This window comes from Bradyrhizobium sp. GW821-FHT13H05 (genome assembly GCF_058804065.1).
The window spans coordinates 265901-289850 of record NZ_JBXAPO010000004.1; the positions used below are offsets into that span (position 1 = coordinate 265901).

Annotated in this window: 24 protein-coding genes; 12 read left to right on the forward strand and 12 right to left on the reverse strand. The window is 65.8% G+C overall.

All coding sequences use genetic code 11. The features are described 5' to 3' along the window. Nucleotides 1-127: 127 nt before the first annotated feature. The 6 genes from AC1RR3_RS14575 to AC1RR3_RS14600 all read left to right on the forward strand — a co-directional run bounded on the left by AC1RR3_RS14575 (nucleotide 128) and on the right by AC1RR3_RS14600 (nucleotide 10130). Nucleotides 128-1126 (forward strand): AAA family ATPase, encoded by a 999-nt coding sequence (locus AC1RR3_RS14575; protein ID WP_492823668.1) that lies wholly within the window; start codon nucleotides 128-130, stop codon nucleotides 1124-1126. Then, nucleotides 1126-2070, forward strand: a complete 945-nt coding sequence (locus AC1RR3_RS14580; protein ID WP_492823670.1) for a DUF58 domain-containing protein — start codon at nucleotides 1126-1128, stop codon at nucleotides 2068-2070. Before AC1RR3_RS14575 ends, AC1RR3_RS14580 begins: the two co-directional genes overlap by 1 nt. Further along, nucleotides 2067-4880: a DUF4159 domain-containing protein gene (locus AC1RR3_RS14585; RefSeq protein WP_492823672.1), complete on the forward strand. Its 2814-nt coding sequence runs from the start codon at nucleotides 2067-2069 to the stop codon at nucleotides 4878-4880. The genes AC1RR3_RS14580 and AC1RR3_RS14585 overlap by 4 nt, the downstream gene beginning before the upstream one ends. A gap of 7 nt (nucleotides 4881-4887) precedes the next feature. Continuing rightward, a complete protein-coding gene (locus AC1RR3_RS14590; RefSeq protein ID WP_492823674.1) occupies nucleotides 4888-6951 on the forward strand; it encodes a hypothetical protein in 2064 nt (687 codons plus the stop codon). 248 nt (nucleotides 6952-7199) lie between these two features. Then, on the forward strand, nucleotides 7200-7604 hold the full coding sequence (locus AC1RR3_RS14595; RefSeq protein ID WP_492823676.1) for a DUF2946 domain-containing protein: 405 nt from the start codon (nucleotides 7200-7202) through the stop codon (nucleotides 7602-7604). Between the two features lie 132 nt (nucleotides 7605-7736). Beyond that, complete coding sequence (locus tag AC1RR3_RS14600; RefSeq protein ID WP_492823678.1) at nucleotides 7737-10130, forward strand: TonB-dependent receptor; 2394 nt, start codon at nucleotides 7737-7739, stop codon at nucleotides 10128-10130. 60 nt (nucleotides 10131-10190) lie between these two features. Here the strand turns inward: AC1RR3_RS14600 and AC1RR3_RS14605 are convergent, their stop codons facing one another. The 6 genes from AC1RR3_RS14605 to AC1RR3_RS14630 form a co-directional block, all read right to left on the reverse strand. After that, nucleotides 10191-10595: a hypothetical protein gene (locus AC1RR3_RS14605; protein WP_492823680.1), complete on the reverse strand. Its 405-nt coding sequence runs from the start codon at nucleotides 10593-10595 to the stop codon at nucleotides 10191-10193. A gap of 9 nt (nucleotides 10596-10604) precedes the next feature. Beyond that, nucleotides 10605-11009: a hypothetical protein gene (locus tag AC1RR3_RS14610; protein WP_492823682.1), complete on the reverse strand. Its 405-nt coding sequence runs from the start codon at nucleotides 11007-11009 to the stop codon at nucleotides 10605-10607. Between the two features lie 109 nt (nucleotides 11010-11118). Then, a complete protein-coding gene (locus AC1RR3_RS14615; RefSeq protein WP_492823684.1) occupies nucleotides 11119-11337 on the reverse strand; it encodes a hypothetical protein in 219 nt (72 codons plus the stop codon). 306 nt (nucleotides 11338-11643) lie between these two features. Beyond that, entirely contained in the window at nucleotides 11644-12126 is a 483-nt protein-coding gene (locus AC1RR3_RS14620) for a GNAT family N-acetyltransferase (protein WP_492823686.1), read from the reverse strand. A 33-nt stretch (nucleotides 12127-12159) separates the two neighbouring features. Continuing rightward, nucleotides 12160-12675: a GNAT family N-acetyltransferase gene (locus AC1RR3_RS14625; protein ID WP_492823688.1), complete on the reverse strand. Its 516-nt coding sequence runs from the start codon at nucleotides 12673-12675 to the stop codon at nucleotides 12160-12162. A 29-nt stretch (nucleotides 12676-12704) separates the two neighbouring features. Continuing rightward, entirely contained in the window at nucleotides 12705-13898 is a 1194-nt protein-coding gene (locus AC1RR3_RS14630; RefSeq protein WP_492823690.1) for a hypothetical protein, read from the reverse strand. A gap of 115 nt (nucleotides 13899-14013) precedes the next feature. Between AC1RR3_RS14630 and AC1RR3_RS14635 the strand changes: the two genes are divergently transcribed. Both AC1RR3_RS14635 and AC1RR3_RS14640 read left to right on the forward strand, forming a co-directional pair. Further along, nucleotides 14014-14760 (forward strand): glycosyltransferase family 2 protein, encoded by a 747-nt coding sequence (locus AC1RR3_RS14635; RefSeq protein ID WP_492824223.1) that lies wholly within the window; start codon nucleotides 14014-14016, stop codon nucleotides 14758-14760. A 58-nt stretch (nucleotides 14761-14818) separates the two neighbouring features. Then, nucleotides 14819-15196 (forward strand): DUF2304 domain-containing protein, encoded by a 378-nt coding sequence (locus AC1RR3_RS14640; RefSeq protein ID WP_492823692.1) that lies wholly within the window; start codon nucleotides 14819-14821, stop codon nucleotides 15194-15196. A gap of 52 nt (nucleotides 15197-15248) precedes the next feature. Here the strand turns inward: AC1RR3_RS14640 and AC1RR3_RS14645 are convergent, their stop codons facing one another. Continuing rightward, nucleotides 15249-15740, reverse strand: coding sequence for an NUDIX domain-containing protein (locus AC1RR3_RS14645; protein ID WP_492823694.1), 492 nt, complete (start codon nucleotides 15738-15740; stop codon nucleotides 15249-15251). Between the two features lie 104 nt (nucleotides 15741-15844). Between AC1RR3_RS14645 and AC1RR3_RS14650 the strand changes: the two genes are divergently transcribed. Beyond that, on the forward strand, nucleotides 15845-16726 hold the full coding sequence (locus tag AC1RR3_RS14650; RefSeq protein WP_492824224.1) for a metallophosphoesterase family protein: 882 nt from the start codon (nucleotides 15845-15847) through the stop codon (nucleotides 16724-16726). 101 nt (nucleotides 16727-16827) lie between these two features. Here AC1RR3_RS14650 and AC1RR3_RS14655 read toward each other — a convergent pair whose 3' ends face one another. The 3 genes from AC1RR3_RS14655 to AC1RR3_RS14665 form a co-directional block, all read right to left on the reverse strand. Next, nucleotides 16828-17382: a hypothetical protein gene (locus AC1RR3_RS14655; RefSeq protein ID WP_492823696.1), complete on the reverse strand. Its 555-nt coding sequence runs from the start codon at nucleotides 17380-17382 to the stop codon at nucleotides 16828-16830. A gap of 195 nt (nucleotides 17383-17577) precedes the next feature. After that, the gene (locus tag AC1RR3_RS14660) at nucleotides 17578-17784 is read right to left on the reverse strand and encodes a DUF4170 domain-containing protein (protein ID WP_045005285.1); all 207 of its coding nucleotides are present in this window, start codon (nucleotides 17782-17784) and stop codon (nucleotides 17578-17580) included. Between the two features lie 30 nt (nucleotides 17785-17814). Beyond that, nucleotides 17815-19449, reverse strand: coding sequence for an isocitrate lyase (locus AC1RR3_RS14665; protein WP_492823698.1), 1635 nt, complete (start codon nucleotides 19447-19449; stop codon nucleotides 17815-17817). A 240-nt stretch (nucleotides 19450-19689) separates the two neighbouring features. On the opposite strand from AC1RR3_RS14665, the gene AC1RR3_RS14670 reads away from it, so the two are divergent. Next, the gene (locus AC1RR3_RS14670; RefSeq protein ID WP_492823700.1) at nucleotides 19690-21135 is read left to right on the forward strand and encodes a helix-turn-helix domain-containing protein; all 1446 of its coding nucleotides are present in this window, start codon (nucleotides 19690-19692) and stop codon (nucleotides 21133-21135) included. A gap of 112 nt (nucleotides 21136-21247) precedes the next feature. Here AC1RR3_RS14670 and AC1RR3_RS14675 read toward each other — a convergent pair whose 3' ends face one another. Next, the gene (locus tag AC1RR3_RS14675; protein ID WP_008137780.1) at nucleotides 21248-21541 is read right to left on the reverse strand and encodes an antibiotic biosynthesis monooxygenase; all 294 of its coding nucleotides are present in this window, start codon (nucleotides 21539-21541) and stop codon (nucleotides 21248-21250) included. A 228-nt stretch (nucleotides 21542-21769) separates the two neighbouring features. Here AC1RR3_RS14675 and AC1RR3_RS14680 point away from each other — a divergent pair, with 228 nt between their 5' ends. Continuing rightward, nucleotides 21770-22576: a hypothetical protein gene (locus AC1RR3_RS14680; RefSeq protein ID WP_492823702.1), complete on the forward strand. Its 807-nt coding sequence runs from the start codon at nucleotides 21770-21772 to the stop codon at nucleotides 22574-22576. A gap of 170 nt (nucleotides 22577-22746) precedes the next feature. After that, nucleotides 22747-23097, forward strand: a complete 351-nt coding sequence (locus tag AC1RR3_RS14685) for a hypothetical protein (RefSeq protein WP_492823704.1) — start codon at nucleotides 22747-22749, stop codon at nucleotides 23095-23097. Nucleotides 23098-23281: 184 nt separating this feature from the next. Here the strand turns inward: AC1RR3_RS14685 and AC1RR3_RS14690 are convergent, their stop codons facing one another. Further along, on the reverse strand, nucleotides 23282-23923 hold the full coding sequence (locus tag AC1RR3_RS14690) for a tetratricopeptide repeat protein (RefSeq protein WP_492823706.1): 642 nt from the start codon (nucleotides 23921-23923) through the stop codon (nucleotides 23282-23284). Nucleotides 23924-23950: the final 27 nt, after the last annotated feature.

Consider the following 23950-nt stretch of genomic DNA (forward strand, 5'->3'; position numbering starts at 1 on the left):
GGTGGGGATAGGTTAATTCAACGAATACATGGCCTTCCTGCAAGTCTAGCATAGGGCCCATGTGATGACGTGATGCAATGATTTGACGACGCAGGAAAGCCGCGTGGCAGGCTGAAGGAGCTAACGGATGGCGGAGAGTGTCGAGAAACTCGAGGACGGAATCGTCCGTTCGGCCGAGCAGGTGTCAGCCCAGGTTCGCGCGGCGAAAGACGCGATCGCCTCCGTCATCTTCGGCCAGGACCGCGTGATCGAGAACACGCTGGTCACCATCCTCTCCGGCGGCCATGCGCTCTTGATCGGCGTGCCGGGCCTCGCCAAGACCAAGCTGGTCGAGACGCTCGGCGTCACGCTCGGTCTCGACGCCAAGCGCATCCAGTTCACGCCCGATTTGATGCCGTCCGACATTCTCGGCGCCGAAGTGCTGGACGAGAGCACCGCGGGCAAGCGCGCCTTCCGCTTCATCTCCGGTCCCGTGTTCGCGCAGCTGCTGATGGCCGACGAGATCAACCGCGCCAGCCCGCGCACGCAGTCGGCGCTGCTCCAGGCGATGCAGGAGCAGCACATCACCGTCGCCGGCGCGCGTCATGACCTGCCGAAACCGTTCCACGTGCTCGCGACGCAAAACCCGCTGGAGCAGGAAGGCACCTATCCCCTGCCCGAAGCGCAGCTCGACCGCTTCCTGATGGAGATCGATGTCGACTATCCCGATCGCGACGCCGAGCGCCGCATCCTGTTCGAAACCACCGGCGCCGACGAAACGCTGGCGAAGGGCTCGATGACCGCAGATGCGCTGATCACCGCGCAGCGGCTGGTGCGCCGCCTGCCGGTCGGTGATTCCGTGGTGGAGGCGATCCTGTCGCTGGTCCGCTCGGCCCGTCCGGGTGAGGAGAGCGGCGAAGCCGGCAAGTTCATCGCCTGGGGCCCCGGCCCGCGCGCCAGTCAATCCTTGATGCTCGCGGTGCGCGCCCGCGCGCTGATCGACGGACGTCTCGCCCCGTCGGTCGACGACGTGCTCGACCTTGCCGAGCCCGTTCTCAAGCACCGCATGGCGCTGACGTTCCAGGCGCGCGCCGAGGGCCGCACGATTCCGGACGTGATCAAGCAACTCAAGACACGGATCGGTTGATGGCCGCAGAGACCGGGCACGCAGCGAAGGAGACACTGGCGGTCCGACGTGCCGATGGCGAAAGCCGAACGCTCGCAGCTTCCTTGCCGCGCCTGGTGCTCGAGGCCCGCCGCATCGCCGCCAACGTCATCCACGGTCTGCACGGAAGGCGCCGCGCCGGCTCCGGCGAAAATTTCTGGCAATACCGCCGCTTCGTCTCCGGCGAGCCGGCGCAAAATGTCGACTGGCGGCGCTCGGCGCGCGACGACCATCTCTATGTCCGCGAACTCGAATGGGAGGCCTCGCACACGGTCTGGATCTGGCCCGACCGTTCGCCCTCGATGGCATTCGCCTCGAAGACCGCGCGCGAGTCCAAGCTCGAACGCACGCTGATCGTCGCCTTCGCACTGGCCGAGCTGCTGGTCTCCGGCGGCGAGCGCGTCGGCATTCCCGGGCTGATGGCGCCGACTGCGAGCCGCAGCGTCATCGACAAGATGGCGCAGGCGATGCTGCATGACGATGCCGACCGGCTGAGCCTGCCGCCGTCCTTCGTGCCTTCCGCGCTCGCCGAGATCATCGTGCTGTCGGATTTCTGGTCGCCGATCGCGGAGATCAGGACCACGCTCGCAGGGCTGTCCGGCTCCGGCGCGCATGGCACCATGGTGCAGGTCGTCGATCCCGCCGAAGAATCATTCCCCTATTCCGGCCGCGTCGAGTTCGTCGAGCCCGAGGGTTTTGGCGTGATCACCGCCGGCCGCGCCGAAAGCTGGGCGCAGGACTATACCGCGCGGCTGGCGCTGCACCGCGACCAGATCCGTGCGGAGACAAGCAAGCTCGACTGGCTGTTCACGACCCATGCGACCGATCGCTCCGCCGCCGAATTGCTGCTGTTCCTGCATGCCGGCATGCAGGTGAGCAAGTCAGGCGCACGCACCACCACGATCAAGGCGGGGCCGGCCGCATGATGGGATTGCCGCTCGCCTTCACCGAACCGCTGCTCCTGATCGGCCTTGTCAGCTTGCCGGTGCTGTGGTGGCTGCTCCGCGTGACGCCGCCGCGGCCGCGCCGGATCGAGTTTCCGCCGACGCGCCTGTTGTTCGACATCGCGCCGCGCGAAGAGACGCCTTCGCGGACGCCATGGTGGCTGACGGCGCTTCGCCTTCTGGCCGCGGCCCTCGTCATTTTCGCCGCCGCCGGCCCGATCTGGAATCCCCAGACCGGTCTCGCCGGCAGCAACGCGCCGCTGATGATCATGCTCGACGACGGCTGGAGCGCGGCCTCAAACTGGGATGTCAGGATCAGAGCCGCCGACGAGCTGATCGCCAACGCCGACAACGACCGCCGCGCGATCGCGCTGGTGCCGCTGTCCGAGCCGAACCGCGACATCACCCTGATGCCGGCGGGCGCCGCGCGCGTTGCGCTGCGCCAGATCACGCCAAAGCCCTATTCGATCGACCGCGTCGACACACTTGCTGCGGTCGATCGCTTCCTGAAAGCCACCGGCGATTGCGAGATCGCCTGGCTGTCCGATGGCGTCGACACCGGCCGCGGCGAGGACTTCGTGCAGGCCCTCGGCAAGACCATCGGCGAGCGCAGCCTGACCATCTTCGAAGGCGGCACCTCCTCGCCGCTGGCGCTGGTCGCGGCCGAGAATGCGGCTGCCAAGATGACGGTGAAGGTGCTCCGCACCGACAGCGGCATCGCGGTCGGCACCGTCCGCGCGCTGGACCAGAAGACGTCCCCGATCGCCGAAGCGCGCTATTCGTTCGGCCCGCAGGACAAGGAAACCGAGGCCTCGTTCGACCTGCCGGTCGAGCTGCGCAACGACATCACGCGGCTCGAGATCACGGGCGAGCGCTCCGCCGGCGCGGTGCAGCTGCTCGACAAGCGCTGGCGCCGCCGCGCCATCGGCATCGTCACCGGCACGACCAGTGAGACCGCGCAGCCGCTGCTGGCGCCGACCTTCTATCTCACCCGCGCGCTGGCGCCGTTCGCCGACGTGCGGCTCGCCGACAAGGGCTCGCCGCAGCAGGGCATCACGCAATTCCTCGACCAGAAGCTGCCGATGATCATCCTCGCCGATGTCGGCACCATCGCGCCCGAAATCCGCGAGCGCCTCAATGCCTGGGTCGACCAGGGCGGCGTGCTGGTGCGGTTCGCAGGGCCCCGCCTGGCGCAGGCCGAAGACGATCTCGTGCCGGTCAAGCTGCGCAAGGGCGGCCGCACGCTCGGCGGCAGCCTGACCTGGGAGAAGCCGCAGCACCTCGCCTCCTTCACCGCCGACGGTCCGTTTGCCGGCGTGGCGGTGCCCAAGGACGTCACCATCAGCCGTCAGGTTCTCGCCGAGCCCGACGCCGTGCTCGCCACCAAGAGCTGGGCCTCGCTGGAAGACGGCACGCCGCTGGTCACCGGCGAGCATCGCGGCAAGGGCATCGTCAGCCTGTTCCACGTCAGCGCCGACATGCGCTGGTCGGATCTGCCGATGTCGGGCACCTTCGTCGAAATGCTGCGGCGGGTCGTCGACATGTCCGGCTACACCGCCAAGCCCGGTGCCGGCGTTGCAACCGAGGCAACCGCAGAGACGGTGGCGCCGCTGCACATCCTCGACGGTTTCGGCGCCTTCGGTCCGCCGCCGGCGACCGCAAAGCCGCTGCCGGCCGATTATCGCGACCGCGCCACGTCAGATCATCCACCCGGCTTCTATGGTCCGGCAGAAGGACCGCTCGCCGTGAACACGCTTGCCAGCGCCGACCGCATCGCAGCCCTGAACACCGCGAGCCTGCGCGCCCGGCACGCCACCTACACCAATGCCGAACCGCGCGACCTGCGCGGCTGGCTGCTCTCGACCGCGCTCGCGCTGTTCCTGGTCGACGCCATCATTGTCGCGGTGCTCGGCGGCGGCATCGCCGCGCTGCTGCGCCGCCGCGCCGCGACCGCGATGATCGTGCTGGGCCTCGCGCTTGCGGGCCTTTCGGTGCTGTCGCCGACGCCCGCGCGCGCCGACAGCGCCGCGGACGAGTTCGCGATGAAAGCGGTATCGCAGACTCGCCTCGCCTATGTCGTGACCGGCAATGCCGACGTCGATTCCATCGTCAAGGCCGGCCTGTCAGGACTGACGCTGTTCCTGGCGCAGCGCACCGCGCTCGAGGCCGGCGATCCCGTCGGCATCGATCCCGCGCGCGACGAGCTCGCCTTCTTCCCGCTGATCTATTGGCCGATCGTGCCCGGCGCGCCCAAGCCGCCGCAGGACGCCATCAACAGGATCGAGGCCTATATGAAGCAGGGCGGCACCGTGCTGTTCGACACCCGCGACGCCATCGAGGCGCCGCCCGGCGAGAACGGCGCAGCGCAGACGCCGGGCATGCAGACGCTCCGCGAGATCCTGTCCTCGCTCGACGTGCCCGAGCTCGAACCGGTGCCGCGCGAGCACGTGCTGACCAAGACCTTCTACTTGCTGCGCGACTTCCCCGGCCGCTTCAACACCGGCCAGACCTGGGTCGAGAGCCTGCCGCGCGATGAGGACGACGACAGCGCGCAGCGGCCGGCCCGCGGCGGCGACGGCGTCTCGCCGATCATCATCACCTCGAATGATCTTGCCGGCGCCTGGGCCGTGCGACCCGACGGACAGTACATGCTGCCGGTGGCCGGCGGCGACAACCGCCAGCGCGAATTCGCCTATCGCGCCGGCGCCAACATCGTCATGTACACGCTGACCGGCAACTACAAGGCCGACCAGGTGCACGCACCGGCCCTAATCGAACGGCTGGGGCAATAGGATCGATATGAATTACGGCATCGCGTTCACGCCGCTTGTTCCCGCGATCGTCCTGTGGCTGGCGCTGGCCGCGATCGTCATCATCGCGATCGTGCTGCTGGTGGCGCGGGCGCGCGGTGCTGCCGTGCGCGTGGCGGCGCTGGCGCTGTTCCTGCTGGCGCTCGCCAATCCCTCCTTTACCCGCGAGGACCGCGATCCCCTCACTTCGGTCGCGGCCATCGTCGTCGACAAGAGCCCGAGCCAGAATTTCGGCAACCGCAATCGTGAGGCCGCCCAGGCGCAGGAAGCGCTGGTCGACAGCCTGAAGAAGATCAAGGGCCTGGAAGTCCGCGTCGTCGATGCCGGACAGGCCGACGGCGAGACCGACGGCACCAAACTGTTCGGCGCGCTCGCCTCGGCGTTGGCGGACGTGCCGGTCGACCGCGTCGCCGGCGCGTTCCTGATCACCGACGGCCGTGTCCACGACATTCCGGCCAACGCCGCCGGGCTCGGCTTCCAGGCGCCGGTGCACGCGCTGATCACCGGTCAGAAGGACGAGCGCGACCGCCGCATCGCAATCACGGCGGCGCCGCGCTTCGGCATCGTCGGGCAGAACCAGACCATCACCTACCGTCTCGACGACCAGGGCGTCACCGGCGAGCGCGCCAAGGTCACGGTTCGCCGCGACGGCGAGCCCATCAACGAGCGCACGCTCTCGAGCGGCCAGACCGCGAGCGTCGACGTCGAGATCAAGCATGCCGGCCCGAACATCGTCGAGATCGAGGCCTCGCCGCTCGAGAAGGAGCTGACGCCGGTCAACAACCGCGCCGTCGTCGCCATCGACGGCGTGCGCGACAAGCTGCGCGTGCTGCTGGTCTCGGGCGAGCCGCATTCCGGCGAGCGCACCTGGCGCAATCTGCTCAAGTCCGATGCCAGCGTCGACCTCGTGCACTTCACCATTCTGCGTCCGCCGGAGAAGCAGGACGGCACGCCGATCAACGAATTGTCGCTGATCGCGTTTCCGACCCGTGAGCTGTTCCAGCAGAAGATCAACGAATTCCAGCTGATCATCTTCGACCGCTACGCCCGCCAGGGCGTGCTGCCGATCGCCTATTTCGACAACATCGCGCGCTACGTGCGCGCGGGCGGCGCGGTGCTGGTCTCGGCCGGTCCGGACTATGCCTCCAACACCAGCATCTGGCGCACGCCGCTGGATTCGGTGCTGCCGGCGGAGCCTGTGGGCGTGAGCGAAAAACCGTTCTACGCGCATCTGTCCGACATCGGCAAACGTCATCCGGTCACGCGCGGCCTGGAAGGCTCAGCCTTCGAGCCGCCGCACTGGAGCCGTTTCTTCCGCACCGTCGACACCCGCAATGCCGTCAACCCGCCTGTCATGACGGGCCTCGACGGCAAGCCGCTGCTGTTCCTGTCGCGCTTTGGCGAGGGACGCGTCGCGCTCTTGCTCTCCGACCACATCTGGCTGTGGGCGCGCGGTTATGAAGGCGGCGGCCCGCATCTCGATTTGCTCAGGCGGATGTCGCACTGGCTGATGAAGCAGCCCGACCTCGACGAGGAAGCGCTGCGCCTCCAGGTGCAGGGCAAGGATCTGGTCGTGGTGCGCCAGACCATGTCGGACAGCGTCCAGCCGGTGAGCGTGACCTCGCCGTCGGGCGTGTCGCGTGATCTGACGCTCAGCGCCGGCGATCCCGGCGAGTGGCGCGCCAGCCTGCCGGCGAGCGAACTCGGCCTGTGGCAGGCCACCGACGGCACGCTGAAGGCGCTGATCAATGTCGGCCCGACCAATCCGAAGGAGTTTTCGGAGGTCACCTCCACCACCGAAACCCTGAAGCCGCTGACGCAGGCGACCGGCGGCAACGCGGTGCGCGTGGTCGACGGTGCCAGCGTCGAGCTGCCGCGCATCGTGCCGGTGCGCTCGGCGAGCATCTTCGCCGGCGATGGCTGGATGGGCGTGCGGATGCGCGACGCCAGCGTGGTGAAGGGCGTCGGCGTGCTGCCGATCTTCGCCGGCCTGATCGGCCTGTTGCTGCTGCTGGGTGCGTTCGCGGCGACCTGGGTGCGGGAGGGGCGGTGAAGCGCCAGGTTCGATCGGCTGTCCGGGGTCACCTCTCCCCAGCGGGGAGAGGTGTTTCGACTTCCGGTCGCGCACCATTCAACCAAAGCTCATCCCACTCTAGTTGCCCGAACGACACATCGCGCGGCCACCCGCGCGAGATCGCCTGACCGTCGTTGACATCAGCTGACCGTTCCTGCGATGTTACATTATAACATCGCAGGAAGCCGAGGGGATCGGCGCCTCGCGATGTGGGGTGGCGTTTCCAGATGAAGTGGTTCCGGTCGAATATCAGGCACGGCGCCCGGCTCGCGATGTTCGCGATGCTGGTGCAGTTCGCGCTGACCTTCGGCCATAGCCACTGGTTCGCGCAGGCGACCCCGTTCGCCCAATCCTCGCTCCAGCAGACGGACAGCAGCAAGGGGATCGCTTCAGCCGACCGTGCAGCGGTTCAGAAGCAATCACCTGCGAGCCCTGATCGGGAGCAGCCGGGTGAGGACAATTGCGCAATCTGCGCATTGGTCGCGATGGCAGGCACCGTCGTATCAGCGACGCCGCCTCTCCTGCAGCTGCCGCAGGCGATCGAGCTGCTCCAGCTCACCACCGATGCCGAATTCGTCCATCTGAAATCGGCCGGCACGGCGTTCCAGCCCCGCGCCCCTCCCGCGTCCTGACCTCCAACGTTTGATCGCACCTGGGCTCGAATGCCCGGGACCCGTTGAAGTCGAATTCCGTCGCGTTGCGACGGCAGGCCGCCTCCGATCATCAGACAATCATTCGGACGGCGCCTGGCTGGAATCAGGACCATGTCATTTGAATTGCGACGCGTGCAGCGTCTCGCCGGAGCGAGCCTGCTCCTGCTCGGCGCCGCCGCCACATCCGCGCTGGCGCAAACGTCCGCACAAGCGCCGGCACAAGCGCCGGCACAGGACAAACCGTCGACCGAGCTGCCTCCCGTCACCGTGACGGCCCCGAGCCCCATCGTGCGCAGGGTGGTGCCGTCCCATAACGCGGGCCGCAGCACACGAACCGCGCGGGTGCGCAGCCACGAACGCACGGCCGACGCCGCGCCGGCATCTCCTGCGCCAGCCGCCGCGCCCCAGCGGGGCGTGCTGCCTGTCGTCACCAACCAGTTCGCCACCGTCACGGTGGTGCCGAACGAGGAGATCCGCCGCGAGGGCGGCGGCCAGCTCGGCGATCTCCTGTTCTCCAAGCCCGGCATCACCGGCTCGAGCTTCGCGCCGGGCGCCTCCAGCCGGCCGATCATCCGGGGTCTCGACGTCAACCGCGTCGGCATCGTCGAGAACGGCACCAATGCGGGCGGTGCGTCCGACCTCGGCGAGGACCATTTCGTCCCGATCGATCCGCTCGCCACCAACCAGGTCGAGGTGGTGCGCGGGCCGGCCGCGCTCCGCTACGGCTCGACCTCGATCGGCGGCGTCGTCAGCGCCACCAACAACCGGATTCCGGATGCGCTGCCGAGCTGCGCCCCGTCGTTCCAGACCTACGGCCTGCCGACCAAGGCCCCGTTGGCGACCGCCGAGACCTCGCCTTGCGTCACCGCCGAGACGCGCACCGCGTTCAGCTCGGTCGATCGCGGCGTCGAGAGCGGCGTGCTGCTCGACACCGGCGGCGGCAATTTTGCCTTCCATGCCGATGCCTATGGCCGCACCACCTCGGACTACAGCATCCCGAGCTATCCCTATCTGAACGACCAGTCGCGCCCCGTGAACGGCCGCCAGCCGAACTCGGCGACACGTTCGGACGGCGCCTCGATCGGCGGCTCCTACTTCTTCCAGGGCGGCTATATCGGCGCGTCGATCACGCAGAACGACGCGCTCTACCACATCCCCGGCATCGACGGCGCCGACCACCAGACGCGGATCGACGGCCACCAGACCAAGATCAACGTCAAGGGCGAGTACCATCCCGATGCGGCCGCGATCGACACCGTCCGCTTCTGGGCCGGCGCGACCGACTACCGGCACAACGAGATCGGGCTTGCCGATCCCGCCGATCCCACCAGCGACGGCGTGCGGCAGACCTTCACCAACAAGGAGCAGGAGATCCGCACCGAGGTGCAGCTGATGCCGTTCAACGCCCGCTTCGCCGAGGTGACGACGGCGCTGGGCTTCCAGGTCGGCCATCAGGAGCTGAGCGCGCCGAGCCCGGACAATCCCGGCACGCTGTTCAACGGCCTGTGGGACCCCAACAACAGCACCCGCGTTGCCGGCTATGCCTTCAACGAGTTCAAGTTCACCGAACAGACCCGGGCGCAGATCGCCGGCCGCATCGAGCATGTCGAGCTGCACGGCACGACGCCGGACTTCCCGACAGACTATCTGCCCGACGGCACGCCGCAGGCGGCGATCGCGCGCAATCCGTCCTTTACGCCGAAGAGCGGCAGCATCGGCCTGTTGCAGGACCTGCCGGGCGGCATGGTCGGCAGCATCACCGCGCAATATGTCGAGCGCGCGCCGAAGGCGGCCGAGCTGTTCTCGCGCGGCGCGCATGATGCGACCGCGACCTTCGACATTGGCAATCCGAACCTGACGATCGAGACCGCGAAGTCGGTCGAAGCAGGCGTGCGCAAGGCGACCGGGCCGTTCCGGTTCGAGGCGACCGTCTACTACACGCACTTCAACAACTTCATCTATCGCCGCCTCACGGGCGTGATGTGCGACGACGACTTTGCCTCGTGCGGCACGCCCGGTGCCGAGGTCAACCAGGCGGTCTATTCGCAACGGGACGCCAACTTCCGCGGCGGCGAATTCCAGTCGCAGCTCGATGTCGGCGCGTTCCAGGGCGGCATCTGGGGCATCGAGAACCAGCTCGACGTGGTCCGCGCGACCTTCACCGACGGCACCAACGTGCCGCGGATTCCGCCGGTGCGGCTGGGCGGCGGCGTGTTCTGGCGCGACGACAACTGGCTGATGCGCGTCAATCTGTTGCACGCCTTCGCACAGAACAACGTCGCCGTGATCGCGGAGACGGCAACATCAGGCTACAATCTGCTGAAGGCCGAGGTCAGCTACAAGACCAAGCTCGACCGCAACTGGTTCGGTGCGCGCGAGGTGACGACCGGCATCGTCGGCAACAACCTCCTCAACGAGAACATCCGCAACTCGGTGTCCTACACCAAGGACGAGGTGCTGATGCCCGGCATCGGCGTGCGCGCGTTCGCGAACTTCAAGTTCTAGCATTGCGCGTGTCGGGGCCTGAGGGCCCCGGCACGGCGCCTAGCGCCGCGATCGCCAAGGCTAAGAGCCGGGCTTGGTCGGCTCGCCTCTCCACCAGAAGGTCACGAAGGCAACGACGCCATAGGCTGAGAGCAGGACAGTCGCCAGAACAAACGTGATGACCTGCCAACCGGCCGCAGGCCGTGCCGCGTCAACGCCAAGCACCGCGGTCCCACCGATGGGCGCCAGCGCACCGATCAGCTTCATGATCGCGTAAATTCCGCAGATGATCGACGCGATGTATGTGACCAACACCAATATGACGAGAAGCAGCTCAAATCCGTTGTGTGACTTCTTCACATCCTTGACGAGGACGACGGTGAGGCCGATCAACGCGGACGAGAGCGTCAGCAACTGTACGCTGAGGTCCTTGGCGAGGCCGACCGCCAGCTTGGTTGCTTCCAGGGTAATCGTCGCCTGGTCCATGAACGTGTCTCAGCAGAATGGATAGAGGGGGCAATACTCCTTCAGGGACTGCTCGACCGCCTGGCGCGTGACGACGATCTGGCCACCTGCCGTCTTCGCGGTCTGCAGAACCGTCAACAGAAGGACCGATAGATTCCCCTGCCCGGTAAACAGATCGGGGAAACGCTCCGGGGCGAGATTCTTCAGCGGCACGTTCGGCACTTCGATCTTCTGGAACGCATCTGCGGCCGCTCGCCTGAGCAATTGCTCGGCCTCCGCCTCGACGCTCGTCGCGACGCGCAGTGTCCGGGTGATCAACCCCTGGACATCGAGAACCTGAGGAACCGTTCGTTCTCCGGAGGGGCGCGTTTGCGCGAGCGAGAAGCGTCCGGTCAAAAGCAGCGCTGCCGCTGCAAGAAATGCACGACGGAGCATGGGCCATAATCCCAGATTGTAAAAATATGAACCACACGCTGACACAGATTTTGTCGCAGGAATAGCTGGTCGCAAACATTATTTGCGGCCAGCCCGACAGAACCCCTGACTATCCAGCCGACGCAGCGGCCGTTGCGATGAACTCCGCGACGGCCTCGGGCTGCGAGAGCATCGGCACGTGCGAGCTCTGGAGCACCAGCGTCTCGGCGCTCATTCGACTGGCTGAGTCCCGCTCGACATCGGTCGGAATATCCTGGACGAAATGCTTGCGCACGCCTTGCTGCGTCAGGGCCACATAGCCTTCGCAGAGCCACACGGCCGTGCACATCGTCAGGTTTTATTGCGCGGCCGTCATCCCCGTCAGTGAAGCAACATGTGTTGCCTGTGAGACAATATCGTCTGGAGCTGCGCTGGCGAGCCGATGCAAGCAAACCGCAAAACTTTTCGTGCGAAGAGACAAAAGAATTGGAAAAGAACAGGCGCGGCGTCCAGGGATACGCAAGGCGTTGTGGCCCGGATGGCGACCTCTGCACCGTCATTGCGAGCGCAGCGAAGCAATCCAGGCCGCCTCCGTGGAAAGATTCTGGATTGCTTCGCTACGCTCGCAATGACGAAGGATGGAGCGCGGGCATGCTCACGCCGCAGTCGTAAGCTGCTTCTCGAAGCGCCACTGATCTACGGGGAAGGGCCCGTTCGAGGTCTCCGACAACATCACGAAGGTGCCGGCGTTGCGCCAGCCGCTCTTCTCGTAGAACCGCGCAGCGCGCATGTTGCCGACCGCGCAGGCTAGCCACGCCAGCTCCACGCCGCGCGCGGCGAGACGGGCCTCGGCATCAGCGATCAGCGCCGCAGCCACCCCCGTCCCATGCGCCTTTGGCGACACGAACAGCTGGTACAGTTCGTCGCCCTTGAGGACGCACAGGCCGAGCGGTGCGCCGGCCGGGCCGACGACGCAGACATCGACAAGCATGACTGCCAGCCGATCGCGAAAGTTTGCGAGGGTGCGGAGCCGGACAAGTTCGGGCGGCGCAAGATGCGCGTGCGATCCATGCCAGGCATCGTGCCACAGCTGCGCGAGATGATCGATCTCAGCGGGGTCGGCGGGACGAACTTGCATGCTCGATACTCCGTCCAGGCTACGGGCTTGCCTCTACCCGCGCGCCTTGCTCCAGTCCGGGCCAACCGGCCCCGACACGCCCTCGAAGGCGCCGTCGACGAGCTCGAACACCAGGATGCGGGCGGCATCGACCGGGCCCGGCATCGTGACGCGGCCCTTGGCGACCTGCTTGAAGCCGACGCGGCTATAATAAGGCTCGTCGCCGACCAGCAGCACCAGGCGGTGACCTTCCTCCTTGGCGCCCTTCAGCGCACGCTCCATCAGGAGACGGCCAATGCCGCGACTGCGGAACGGCGGCTCGACGGTGAGCGGCCCGAGCATCAGCGCCTTGGTGTCGCCGATCATAACAGGCAATTGCCTGACCGAGCCGACCAGCAGCGTGCCGATGCGCGCGGTGAAGGAAACGTCGAGCAGATGGTCGACGTGTTCGCGGATCCGGTAGGCGCTGAGCACGAAGCGGCCGGGGCCGAAGGTGCGTTCGTGCAGCCGTTCGATCGCCTGGGCATCGCCGGCGGCTTCGGGCAGGATGTTGAGCGAGAGATCGGTCATGTCAGCATGCGTCTTCGAGCGAAGTGGTTTCAGGTTCGCGTCGAGAAAACGCGCCAATGCGAGATGCGGGATAACACCTCGGGGGGCCGCGGTCCATCGGCCTCGTGGGCGTCAAGACCCCGTGCCGGGCCGCGGGTGAAAACGGCCGCGAACAGCAGGGTCCAGAGCGACAGCATCAGGATGGGGATGATGTAATACTGTGTGAAGACCGGATGCGTGGCGAAGAACGCCAGATTCAGCGCAAGATTGGCGGCGACCAGCAGCGTCAGCTGCCTGACCCCGGAATGGTTCGCGAAACGCCACAGCAGCGCGGTCCAGACGCAGGCGATCAGCATCAACGGGAACTGGGTGTCGCGGAGATAGGCGAGCAGCACCGCCGGGTCGAGACTCGGCGCCGCCGTGTCCTGGCCGCCATAGGCCGAGACCAGCGGATTGCCCGAATTGACCAGATTCGCCGCGAACACGGGTAACATTCCGACGAGGAAACCAAGGCCGAGCGCGAGGCTTGAGGCGAAGGTCTCGCGGCTGCGCCAGACCAGGAACGACAATCCGAAGAACAGGAAATAGCCGGCCGACAGAACCACGTTCGCGATCCGAAAGCTCGCGGACAGGCCGAGCAGAATGCCGACCGCCGCGATCATCAGCAGGCGCCTGTTATCGCCGACGAACAGCCTTGCGGTGAACAGGCCCGTTAGCGCGCAGACGACCATGGTCGGCGCCATCGAATAGCTCGCCTTGGCCGGATTGATCATGAAGTAGATCGCGAGCGCGCCGAACACGGCGGCAACCGTCACCGACCCGGACTCCCGCGACCGCCACAGCCCGTAGAACGCAAAGCCGGCGATGATCACATTGGCCAGCACGTAGAGCGGAATGACCTGGAAGCCCTCCGGAAACAGCGCCAGCACGAAGCCGGTGCCCGGCGGCGGCGTCATCACCCATTTGCCGGCGTCGGAGGTCTGGGTGTGGCAGGGCGCGCGGGTCGGGTCGTTCCAGTTCGGAAAATCGATGCTGCGCAACTTGCCCGCAAGATAGCCGTCGGTTTCACGGGCCAGGCTGGTGTCGAGCCCCTGCCAGCCGAAGCGCTGGAACAGGTGTGCCTGCCTGAGATAGCAGATGTCGTCATAGACGCCGCGGCTCTCGCTCCAGTGCGAGATCAGGCGAATATTGCTGGCCAGAACTGCCAGAAACAAAAGCGAAAAAAATACCTTAATAGCTCTCATGGGTGCCTGCCGGGCGAGCCGCCACAGCTTGAAATGGGCTCTGTCGCCTGTACAGGAAAAGCTGCGGCAAGTATAGCAAGGCTGGGATCTCGGGGGCGAGGCGGCCGTGACCAATATGGAATTGGGTTCGACCGGCATTTGCAGTGCCGCACCGCACGCAGGCGCGCCGCGGATTCTGCTCGTCATTCCCTGCTTCAACGAGGAGGCTTCGATCGGCGGCCTGCTCGGCGAGATCGCGGCGACGGGCTGTCACTACCACACCCTGGTCGTCGACGACGGCTCGTCGGACGCGACGTCCGCGATTGCAAGCTGCCACTCGCCCGTCGCCCGCCTCGCGCAGAATATCGGCATCGGCGGCGCCGTGCAGACCGGCATCAAATACGCGGCGCGTCACGACTTCGACTTCTGCATCCAGATCGACGGCGACGGGCAGCACGATCCGCGCGCGATCGAGACGCTCCTGAACGCCTATCGCAAGCACCCTGCCAACATCACCATCGGCAGCCGCTTCATCGACTATGCCGGCTTCTGCTCGACGCGGATGCGGCGCGCCGGCATCAGGCTGATCGTGCTCGCGCTCAACAGCCTGTTCTCAGGCGGTCGCATCACCGATCCGACCAGCGGCATGCGACTGCTCGACCGCTCCGCCATCGCCTTCTTCGCCAAAGCGTACCCGACGGATTTTCCGGAGCCGATCTCGCTGGCCTGGGCGATGCGCGCAGGCCTCACGGTGAGCGAGGTCCCGGTCGAGATGCGGGCACGCGAGACCGGCGTGAGCTCGATCGACGGGCTGAAGTCGGCGAGCTACATGGTCCGCGTGCTCGGCTACATCCTGCTCGCACGTCTGGTGAGATCGCCATGACGCCCACCGCCCCGATCTGCGGCTTCATCATCTCGTCGACCATTTTGAGGAGGCGCCTGTGAGAAACGTCAATCCAAGCGCAGAGACGATTATCGTCATCTCCGCCTTCGCGTTGATCTACATGCTCGTGCTGCTGAAGAAGACGTTGCAGGGCAAGTTCGATCTCTATGATTTCCTGATGCTGTCCATGGTGGCGATCATACCCGCGGGATTCACGCTGTTTCCGAAGCTGGCCTATCTCGTCAGCCATTTGACCGGCGTCGTGTTTCCGTTCGTCGTGATGTTCGGCGCGCTGTTCCTGGTGGTGTTCGCCTTCATGCATAACATGACGGCGCGGCTGCACCGGCTGGAACGGCAGAACTGCGCGTTGATCCAGGAGCAGAGCCTGCTGGCGCTGGAGCTGAAGGCGAAAGAAGGCAGCCCGTCGGGCGGCTGAGCGCTCAACGCCAGATCACTTCAACGCCAGGTCACTTTAACGCCAAGTCACTTCAACGCCACGTCGCGATCGGTGGCTTGCCGTCCAGCACTTCGGCTATTCTTTGCCGCGTGCCGTGTGTGGTGCCCTCGGGCAATGCGGTGATCGCGAAGAACCCGCATTCGGCGATCTCGTGGTTGGGCTCAGGGACGCGATCCTGCCTGAACTGCCTGACGACGTAGACCGCGACATGGTCGCGGCGGGAGACGTGGCTGTTGAGGAAGATGCCGTGCAGCACGGCCTCGCCGGTGAGGTCGATATCGCCCTCCTCCTTGAGCTCGCGCCGCATCGCCTGCTCCATGGTCTCGCCGAGATCGACGCCGCCGCCGGGCAGGTACCAGCCGGTGACGTAGCTGTGCCGGACCAGGAACACCCTGTTGTCGGCATCCAGCACCACGGCGCGGACACCGAGGGTCATGCCGCGCACCAGCAGGAAATAGGCGTGGAAGATCCGCCGCAGCAGCGGCTCGAATTTCCGTCGGACGCGGTTCAGACGATCTCCCATCAGGCTTCCTTGACACTCCTCGCGAGGCTGCGCTTGCGCCTTGCCTGCGACCTTGCCATTACAGCGGAGCAATAGCGAGGCAATCGCGCGCGATGACATCTTCCTTGGCTCCCTTCACGCTCGCCCATCTGTCCGACCCGCATCTGCCGCCGCTGCCGAAGCCGCGGCTGATCGAGCTCGCGGGCAAGCGCGCGCTCGGCTATGTCAACTGGACGCGCAACCGCCACAAATACCAGCGCCGCGAGGTGCTCGATGCACTCGTCGCCGACGTCAAGGCGCAGGCGCCCGACCACATCGCAGTGACGGGCGATCTCGTCAATCTGGCGCTGGAGGCGGAGTTCGCCCCGGCCCGCGCCTGGCTCGACGGCGTCGGCCCGCCCGACCGCGTCACCGCGATTCCCGGCAATCACGACGCTTATGTCCGCGCCACCTTTCATCGCTTCGGCGAGACCTTTGCGCCCTATCTTGCGAGCGATGACGGCAGCATCGGCTTTCCCGGCGTGCGCCGGCGCGGACCGCTCGCGCTGATCAGCCTGTCGACGGCGCTGCCGACCTTGCCGCTGATGGCAACGGGCACGCTGGGGCACGATCAGCTCGCCTCCCTCGAACAGGTGCTCGACCAGCTCGCCGCCGAAGACGTCTTCCGCGTGCTGCTGGTGCATCATCCGCTGAAGTCTGACGCGCGCCAGAAGCGGATGACCGACGCCGCGGATTTGTTGGCGCTGCTCAAACGCCACGGCGTGGAGCTGATCCTGCATGGACACGACCACATTCATTCGACGATGTGGTTCGAGGGCCCCAATGGCAATATCCCCGCGATCGGCGTGCCGTCGGCCTCCGCGCTCGCGCACGGGCGCTATCCGGCAGCGGCGTATAATCTGTTCACGATCGAGAAGGACAATGCCGGCTGGCGCTGCGAGCAGACGGTGCGGGGACTGGGGTCCGGATTTCAGATCCGGCAGATCAAGCATGCGAGGTTGATTTAGTCGCACGCCGTCATTGCGAGCGCAGCGAACCAATCCAGACTGCCTGCGCGGAAAGATTCCTGGATTGCTTCGCTGCGCTCGCAATGACGACGGAGAGAAATTCACCAGCTCCGCAGGGCCGCCAGCACGGCCAGACCGAACAAGGCGGCGGCGCCGAGCACAAAGCCGAACACGAACGGCCAGAACCGCGAGCGGCGCGGCGGCGCGGCGGCCGGGGCTTGCGGCTCCGGCAGGACGACCATCGCATGCTCGCGCTCGATCATGCGGCGGGCGACGTAGTTGGTGACGGCCTCGACGATCACCGGAATGTCGTGCGATTCGGCGAGCACGATGCGGCCGAAGCGGGTGTCCTGGACGAAGCGATACAGCCGCTTGTCGCGCCCCATGATGATGTGCGCGACCACGTCGATCCAGAGCCTGGGCGTATCGCCCTGGCTGATGCCGCGGTCGAACAGGTCGATCTGGTCGGGCACCTGAGCGAACAGCGGATCGAGCGCGTCGTTGAGGATCTCGAGCCGCGCCACCTCGGCGTCCCTGAGGTCGACGACCACGCCGGTCCGGTCGGCGGCCTCGATCCGCGCGCGCAGCAGCGCGTCGCGCAGCCGCACCGTGCGCGGCTGGCTGGGATTGATACCGCTGGTCTCGGGCTCTGACATTGTCGGCCTCGTCCTCACTTGCTGAAGTTAACCTATCAGCAACCAAACGGTCCGCAAAGGGTCCACAATTCCAGAGACTTAACCAGCCCACAGCCGGCTCGCCTGTGCCAAAAACAGACGATCCCACCCGGCTTGCGCCGGATGGGACCCTCCGTCCTTGGACGTCTTCTTAGTTCAGGCCGGCAGGTAAGACCCTCAGGCCGAGACCCGCGACGGCTCTTCCACGATCGAGAAGCGGACGCCGGCCTTGTGGCGGTTCTCCTCCGAAACCGAGCGCCAGGCATCCTCGGCTTCCTTGCGGGTCTTGAACGGACCCTGCACCTGGGCCGAGCCTTCCACGAGCTTGTGGAAGTTCATCGAGCCGAACTCGCCGCCGATCACCCAGAAATTGCTGCTGGTCATTGTCAGTCTCCTGTCGAAGCGCGTGATGCGTTAGCCGAACTGGTTCATGGTGTTGTGGGCGCCGCCCGCCTTCAGGGCAGCCTCGCCGGCGAAGTATTCCTTGTGGTCGTCGCCGATGTCGGAGCCGGCCATGTTCTGATGTTTGGCGCAGGCGATACCCTGACGGATCTCCGCGCGCTGGACGTTCTTGACGTAGCCCAGCATGCCCTGCTCGCCGAAATACTCGCGTGCGAGATTGTCGGTCGAGAGCGCCGCCGTGTGATAGGTCGGCAACGTGATCAGGTGGTGGAAGATGCCGGCACGCTTGGCCGAATCCGCCTGGAAGGTACGGATGCGCTCGTCGGCTTCGATCGCCAGCGGCGTCTCGTCATATTCCACCTTCATCAGCTCGGCGCGGTTGTACTTGCTGACATCCTTGCCGGCTTCCTTCATTGCGTCGTAGACCTGCCAACGGAAGTTGAGGGTCCAGTTGAACGACGGCGAGTTGTTGTAGGCGAGCTTGGCGTTCGGGACGACCTTGCGGATGCGGTCGACCATCTTCGCGATCTGCTCGATATGCGGCTTCTCGGTCTCGATCCAGAGCAGGTCGGCGCCGTTCTGGAGCGAGGTGATGCTGTCGAGCACGCAGCGGTCTTCGCCCGTACCAGCGCGGAACTGGTAGAGGTTCGATGGCAGCCGCTTCGGACGCATCATCTTGCCGTTGCGGTTGATGATGACGTCGCCGTTGCGGGCGTTGTCCGCCGTCACTTCCTCGCAATCGAGGAAGCTGTTGTACTGATCGCCGATATCACCCGGCTTGTGGCTGACGGCGATCTGCTGGGTCAGGCCAGCGCCGAGCGAGTCGGTACGGGTCACGACGACGCCGTCTTCGATACCGAGCTCGAGGAACGCGTGGCGGCAGGCCCGGATCTTCGCCAGGAACACCTCATGCGGCACGGTGACCTTGCCGTCCTGGTGGCCGCACTGCTTCTCGTCCGAGACCTGGTTCTCGATCTGGAGCGCGCAGGCGCCCGCCTCGATCATCTTCTTGGCGAGCAGATAGGTCGCTTCCGCATTGCCGAAGCCGGCGTCGATGTCGGCGATGACGGGGACAACGTGGGTCTGGAAGTTGTCGATCTTCTCGATCAGCTCCTTCTCCCGGGTCTTGTCGCCTTCCTTGCGCGCCTTGTCGAGGTTGCGGAAGATGTCGTTCAGCTCGCGCGAGTCCGCCTGACGCAGGAAGGTGTAGAGCTCCTCGATCAGCGCCGGCACCGAGGTCTTCTCGTGCATCGACTGGTCGGGCAGCGGTCCGAACTCGGAGCGCAGCGCCGCGATCATCCAGCCGGAGAGATAGAGATAGCGGCGATCGGTCTTGCCGCCGAAATGCTTCTTGATCGAGATCAGCTTCTGCTGGGCGATGAAGCCGTGCCAGCAGCCCAGCGACTGCGTGTACTTGGTGGGATCGGCGTCATAGGCCGCCATGTCGGACCGCATCAGCGCCGCGGTGTAGCGGGCGATGTCGAGACCCGTCTTGAAGCGGTTCTGCAGGCGCATGCGCGCGACGGCTTCGGCGCTCACCCCGTTCCAGGTCGGCTTGGTCTCGAGGAGCGCCTGGGCCGCCTCGATCTCGCTCTGATACGAGGCCGGGCGCTGGAGGGCGTTGATGCCGCGGGGCTGGTAGTTCATCTGCGTAATCCTTTCGCTGACGATGGCGATGGCTTGCCATCGACATTCTTGACAATGCATTGCGAGATGCGTGTCAGGAGCTAAACGCGAAAATGGAAACTTCGGATAGATGGCTTGTTTTTTATTGGTGATGTCATGTAACATCAGAACATGTAATAGATGTTATATTGTAAATCTTGTAACAAATAGGTCAGCAAGACTGTCCTTGATGCGCTCTTAGTTCCCTTGGAGATCTGACAAATGCCCGCCGTATCAGGGAAGAAGCTGTTCGTCGGCCCGCGCTTCCGGAGGATCCGGCAGCAATTGGGGCTGTCACAGACCCAGATCGCCGAGGGGCTGGGGATCTCGCCGAGCTACGTCAATCTGATCGAGCGCAACCAGCGCCCGGTGACCGCCCAGATCCTGCTGCGGCTGGCCGAGACCTATGACCTCGATCTGCGCGACCTCGCCACCGCCGACGAGGACCGATTCTTTGCCGAGCTCAACGAGATCTTCTCCGATCCGCTGTTCCGCCAGATCGACGTGCCCAAGCAGGAGCTGCGCGACCTCGCCGAGCTCTGCCCCGGCGTCACCCACGCGCTGCAACGGCTCTACGCGGCCTATACCGAGGCCCGCCAGGGCGAGACGCTGGCGGCGGCACAGATGGCCGACCGTGACGTCGGCACGCGCTATGAGGCCAATCCGGTCGAGCGCGTGCGCGAGCTGATCGAGGCCAACCGCAACTATTTCCCGGAGCTCGAGCAGGCCGCGGAAACCCTTCGCGACGAACTGAACGTCCCGGCTGAAGGGCTTTACGCGGCGCTCGCCGAGCGCCTGCGCGAAAAGCATTCGATCCAGACCCGCATCATGCCCGTGGACGTGATGCGCGAGACGCTCCGGCGCTTCGACCGCCACCGCCGCCAGCTGCTGATCTCCGAGCTGGTCGATCCGCCCGGCCGCGCGTTCCAGCTCGCCTTCCAGCTTGGCCTGGGTGAATGCGCGCAAGCGCTGGAGACCATCATCGGCCGCGCCGGCCCGCTCGACGACACGCCGCGGCGCCTGTTCCGGATCACGCTCGCCAATTATTTCGCGGCCGCCGTGATGATGCCCTATCCGGCGTTCCTGGCTGCCGCCGAGGCGCTCAATTACGACATCCATTTGCTGGCGCAGCGCTTCAACTCCGGCTTCGAGCAGGTCTGCCACCGCCTCACCACCTTGCAGCGGCCGAACGCGCGCGGCATTCCGTTCTTCCTGCTCCGCGTCGACAATGCCGGCAACGTCTCGAAGCGCTTTTCGTCCGGCACGTTCCCGTTCTCGAAGTTCGGCGGCACCTGTCCGCTCTGGAACGTGCACTCGACCTTCGACACGCCGGATCGCCTGCTCAAGCAGGTGATCGAGCTGTCCGACGGCACGCGCTATTTCTCGATCGCGCAGATGGTGCGCCGCCCCGTCGCGCCGCACCCGCTGCCGCAACCGCGCTTCGCCATCGGCCTCGGTTGCGAGATCCGCCACGCCGCGCGCCTGGTCTATGCCGCGGGCATGGATCTGGAGAAAACCGAGGGCACGCCGATCGGCGTCAACTGTCGTCTCTGCGAGCGCGAAAACTGCGCCCAGCGCGCCGAGCCGCCGATCACGCGCACGCTGATCCTGGACGAGACGACGCGGCGGGTGTCGAGCTTCGCGTTCTCGAACGCGCGGGAGTTGTGAGGGCGGCGCATCTGCCTCCTCGTCATTGCGAGCGAAGCGAAGCAATCGAGACTGTTTCCGCAGTGACAGCCTGGATTGCTTCGTCGCTTCGCTCCTCGCAATGACGAAGGGCTCACGCCAGCGTATGCACGATCACCGGCCCTGCCGCTGCGTGCGCGTCGCCGGCGAGCAGCGGGCCGATTTCCTTCTCGATCCATGCGATCGCGCGCCGGTTCGCCTCCTCGGCCTGCTCGAACTTGTCGAAGATCGAGATCGCGGTGACCGTGTCGTCGCCGGCATAGACGACGTAATAGGCCCTGAAGCCATCGACGTCGCTGATGATCGGAACGGCGCCGTCCTTGATGCGGCGCGCCAGTTCCTCGGCGCTCCCGCTCTTCGCCTTGGCCTGACGGATGGCGGCATACATGGCATCCTCCTCCGGCTATTGCTGTGGGGCATGGTGCCCGGCTTCGATCCTACGCCGAAGCGCGGATCCGGGATACCCTGCGTGGTTAACCCGGCACTAATTCGTCTGCGCGATCTGCAACCAACGGTTAAGCACGCCTCAACATCGGTGCCTTAGTCTCGCCCCACTCACTTTTCGCAAACGACGGCGGCCTATCCTGCCGCGTGAAGTGACATCAGGGGGTTCACCATGCGCATTGCGTTGCTGCTGACCGCGACCATCGTCGGCGCGCTCTTTGCCAATCCATCCAATGCCGGCTCGCTCGATGCGTCCGGCGAGGCCGCGCAGGCGCTGCCGCCGGGCTTCCAGAGCTATCGCGGCTACATGTTCGACATCTCCGAGGCCCGCGACCGCAAGGATATCGACAAGCTCACCGACAATCTGAAGAGCCAGATCGACGTCGTCGAAGCGTCCGGCCTCTCCCCGCGCGTGCTGCGCTTCTTCCACACCGTTCCGATCGTCGCGAGCGAGCTGGCCTGCCTCGACGAAGGTGCTGCGACCGCATGCTACGGCCGGGTCGCGCCGGACATCCAGCGCAGCGCGCCCCGCACGCTGACGGTCTGGGACCCCGGCAAGCAGCGCTGGAGCAACCCGAACGCCATCGACCTCGCGGTCGATTCGGGGCTCGGCGTGATCATGCTGCGCCCGGACATGATGCGCTACGAAAAGGAGGCGGTGCTGCTGCACGAGCTGCTGCACGCCTATCACGCGCGGCTGCTGCCGGACGGCTACGCCAACAAGGGCGTGATCGGCTATTTCGCCATGGCCAAGTCCAAGGATCTCCTGCCCCGGGAATCCTATGCGATGAAGAATCCCATGGAATTCTTCGCCGTGACCGCCAGCATCTTCCTCGCCGGAAAGAGCGAATTCCACGACCCCAAGTCGCGCGAAGTGCTCAAGGAGAAGATGCCGGACTATTACAAATACCTGGTCGGCGTGTTCGGCTTCGACCCCGACCCGGCCGCGTCGAGCGGCCCGGTGGCCTCGCTGAAGTGAGGCAGAGCTAGCGCTCCTGCGCCAATCAGGCAAAAGCCGCGTGATGAGCGCGGCTTTTTTGTTTTGGGGACCGGAAGCTGCGGATGACGGCCGGCCGGGAATTGCCAAGGCAGGGCCCGATCTGCATAGTCCCGCCCGCATCGATACTGTTTTCAAGAGGATAGAACAACATGGCGGACGCCGACCTGGATGTCGTGATCCGGCAACTGGCCAGACAGCTGCATACGGGCCTGATGACCCGCGCCAAGGAGCGGCGGGATCGCTTCAGCGGCCTTGCGGCCAAGGCCAAGGGCAAGGAGACCAGCGACCGTTTCAAGATGATGGCCAAGGCCACCATGGAGCAGGCCACCGCCGCCGCCAGGCGCCTGCAGATGTCCGCCGACAACGTCGCCGACAGCTACGCCCGCGCCATGCGAATCGCGGCCAGCACGCCGATTGCGGTGAAGGTGGAGAAACCGGCGAAGCAGAAGCCGGTGAAGAAGGCCAAGGCGAAGAAGGCCAAAGCCAAGAAAGCGAAGTAGGCGCGGCCTTTTTCCTTCTCCCCTTGCGGGAGAAGGTGGCGCGAAGCGCCGGATGAGGGGTTGCTTCAGCGAACTCGCCTGCAAGATTTCTACGCGCGGAGAGATACCCCTCACCCGTCTCGCCGCTATCGCGGCGAGCCACCCTCTCCCGCAAGGGGAGAGGGTTGCAGCAGCGAATGCAGCTCTACCGCCTTGGCGCGGCGACCCGGGTCGGCTCGGCGCTGGCGAGTTCGGCGAGTTTGGCGCGCGCCGCATCGCGGGTGCGGGCATCCTTGCCGGCCGGCAGTGCAAGGGCTGCCTCGAAATCGGCGCGCGCGTCGTCGGCCTGGCCGCGAGCGAGGAAGGCCAGGCCTCGGTCGAGGCGGGCCTGCGCATCGGTGGGGTCGAGGCGGACAGCCGTGTTGTAGCTCAGGATGGCGCGGTCGAGATCGCCGGTGGCGGCGAGCGCGAGGCCGCGCTGATGATAGGGCGCGGCAAGCCTGGGATCATGCGCGATCGCCTCGTCATAGTCCTCGATGGCGAGCGCGAGATCGCCGTTCTGCCGGCGTGCCAGCGCGCGGTCGCGGTAGAGCGAGGCGCGGTTGGGATTGAGGTGGATGGCCTCGTCGAAATCGGCAATCGCCCGGGCCCAGTCGCCATGGCGCATCGCGATCCGCCCGCGCCCTTCATAGGCAAAGGCGATCAGCGAGCCGCGGAGCGGCGAGAAGCCGATCACGGCCGAGCAGATGTCGGGCTCGTCCTCGTCCCCGCAATTGACGACCGTGTGCGTGGACAGCCCAATGAGCACGCCCAGGACGATCAGCAATGGTACGGCAGCTCTGGTCATCTTCGACGGCGACCGGCAGCAGGCCGG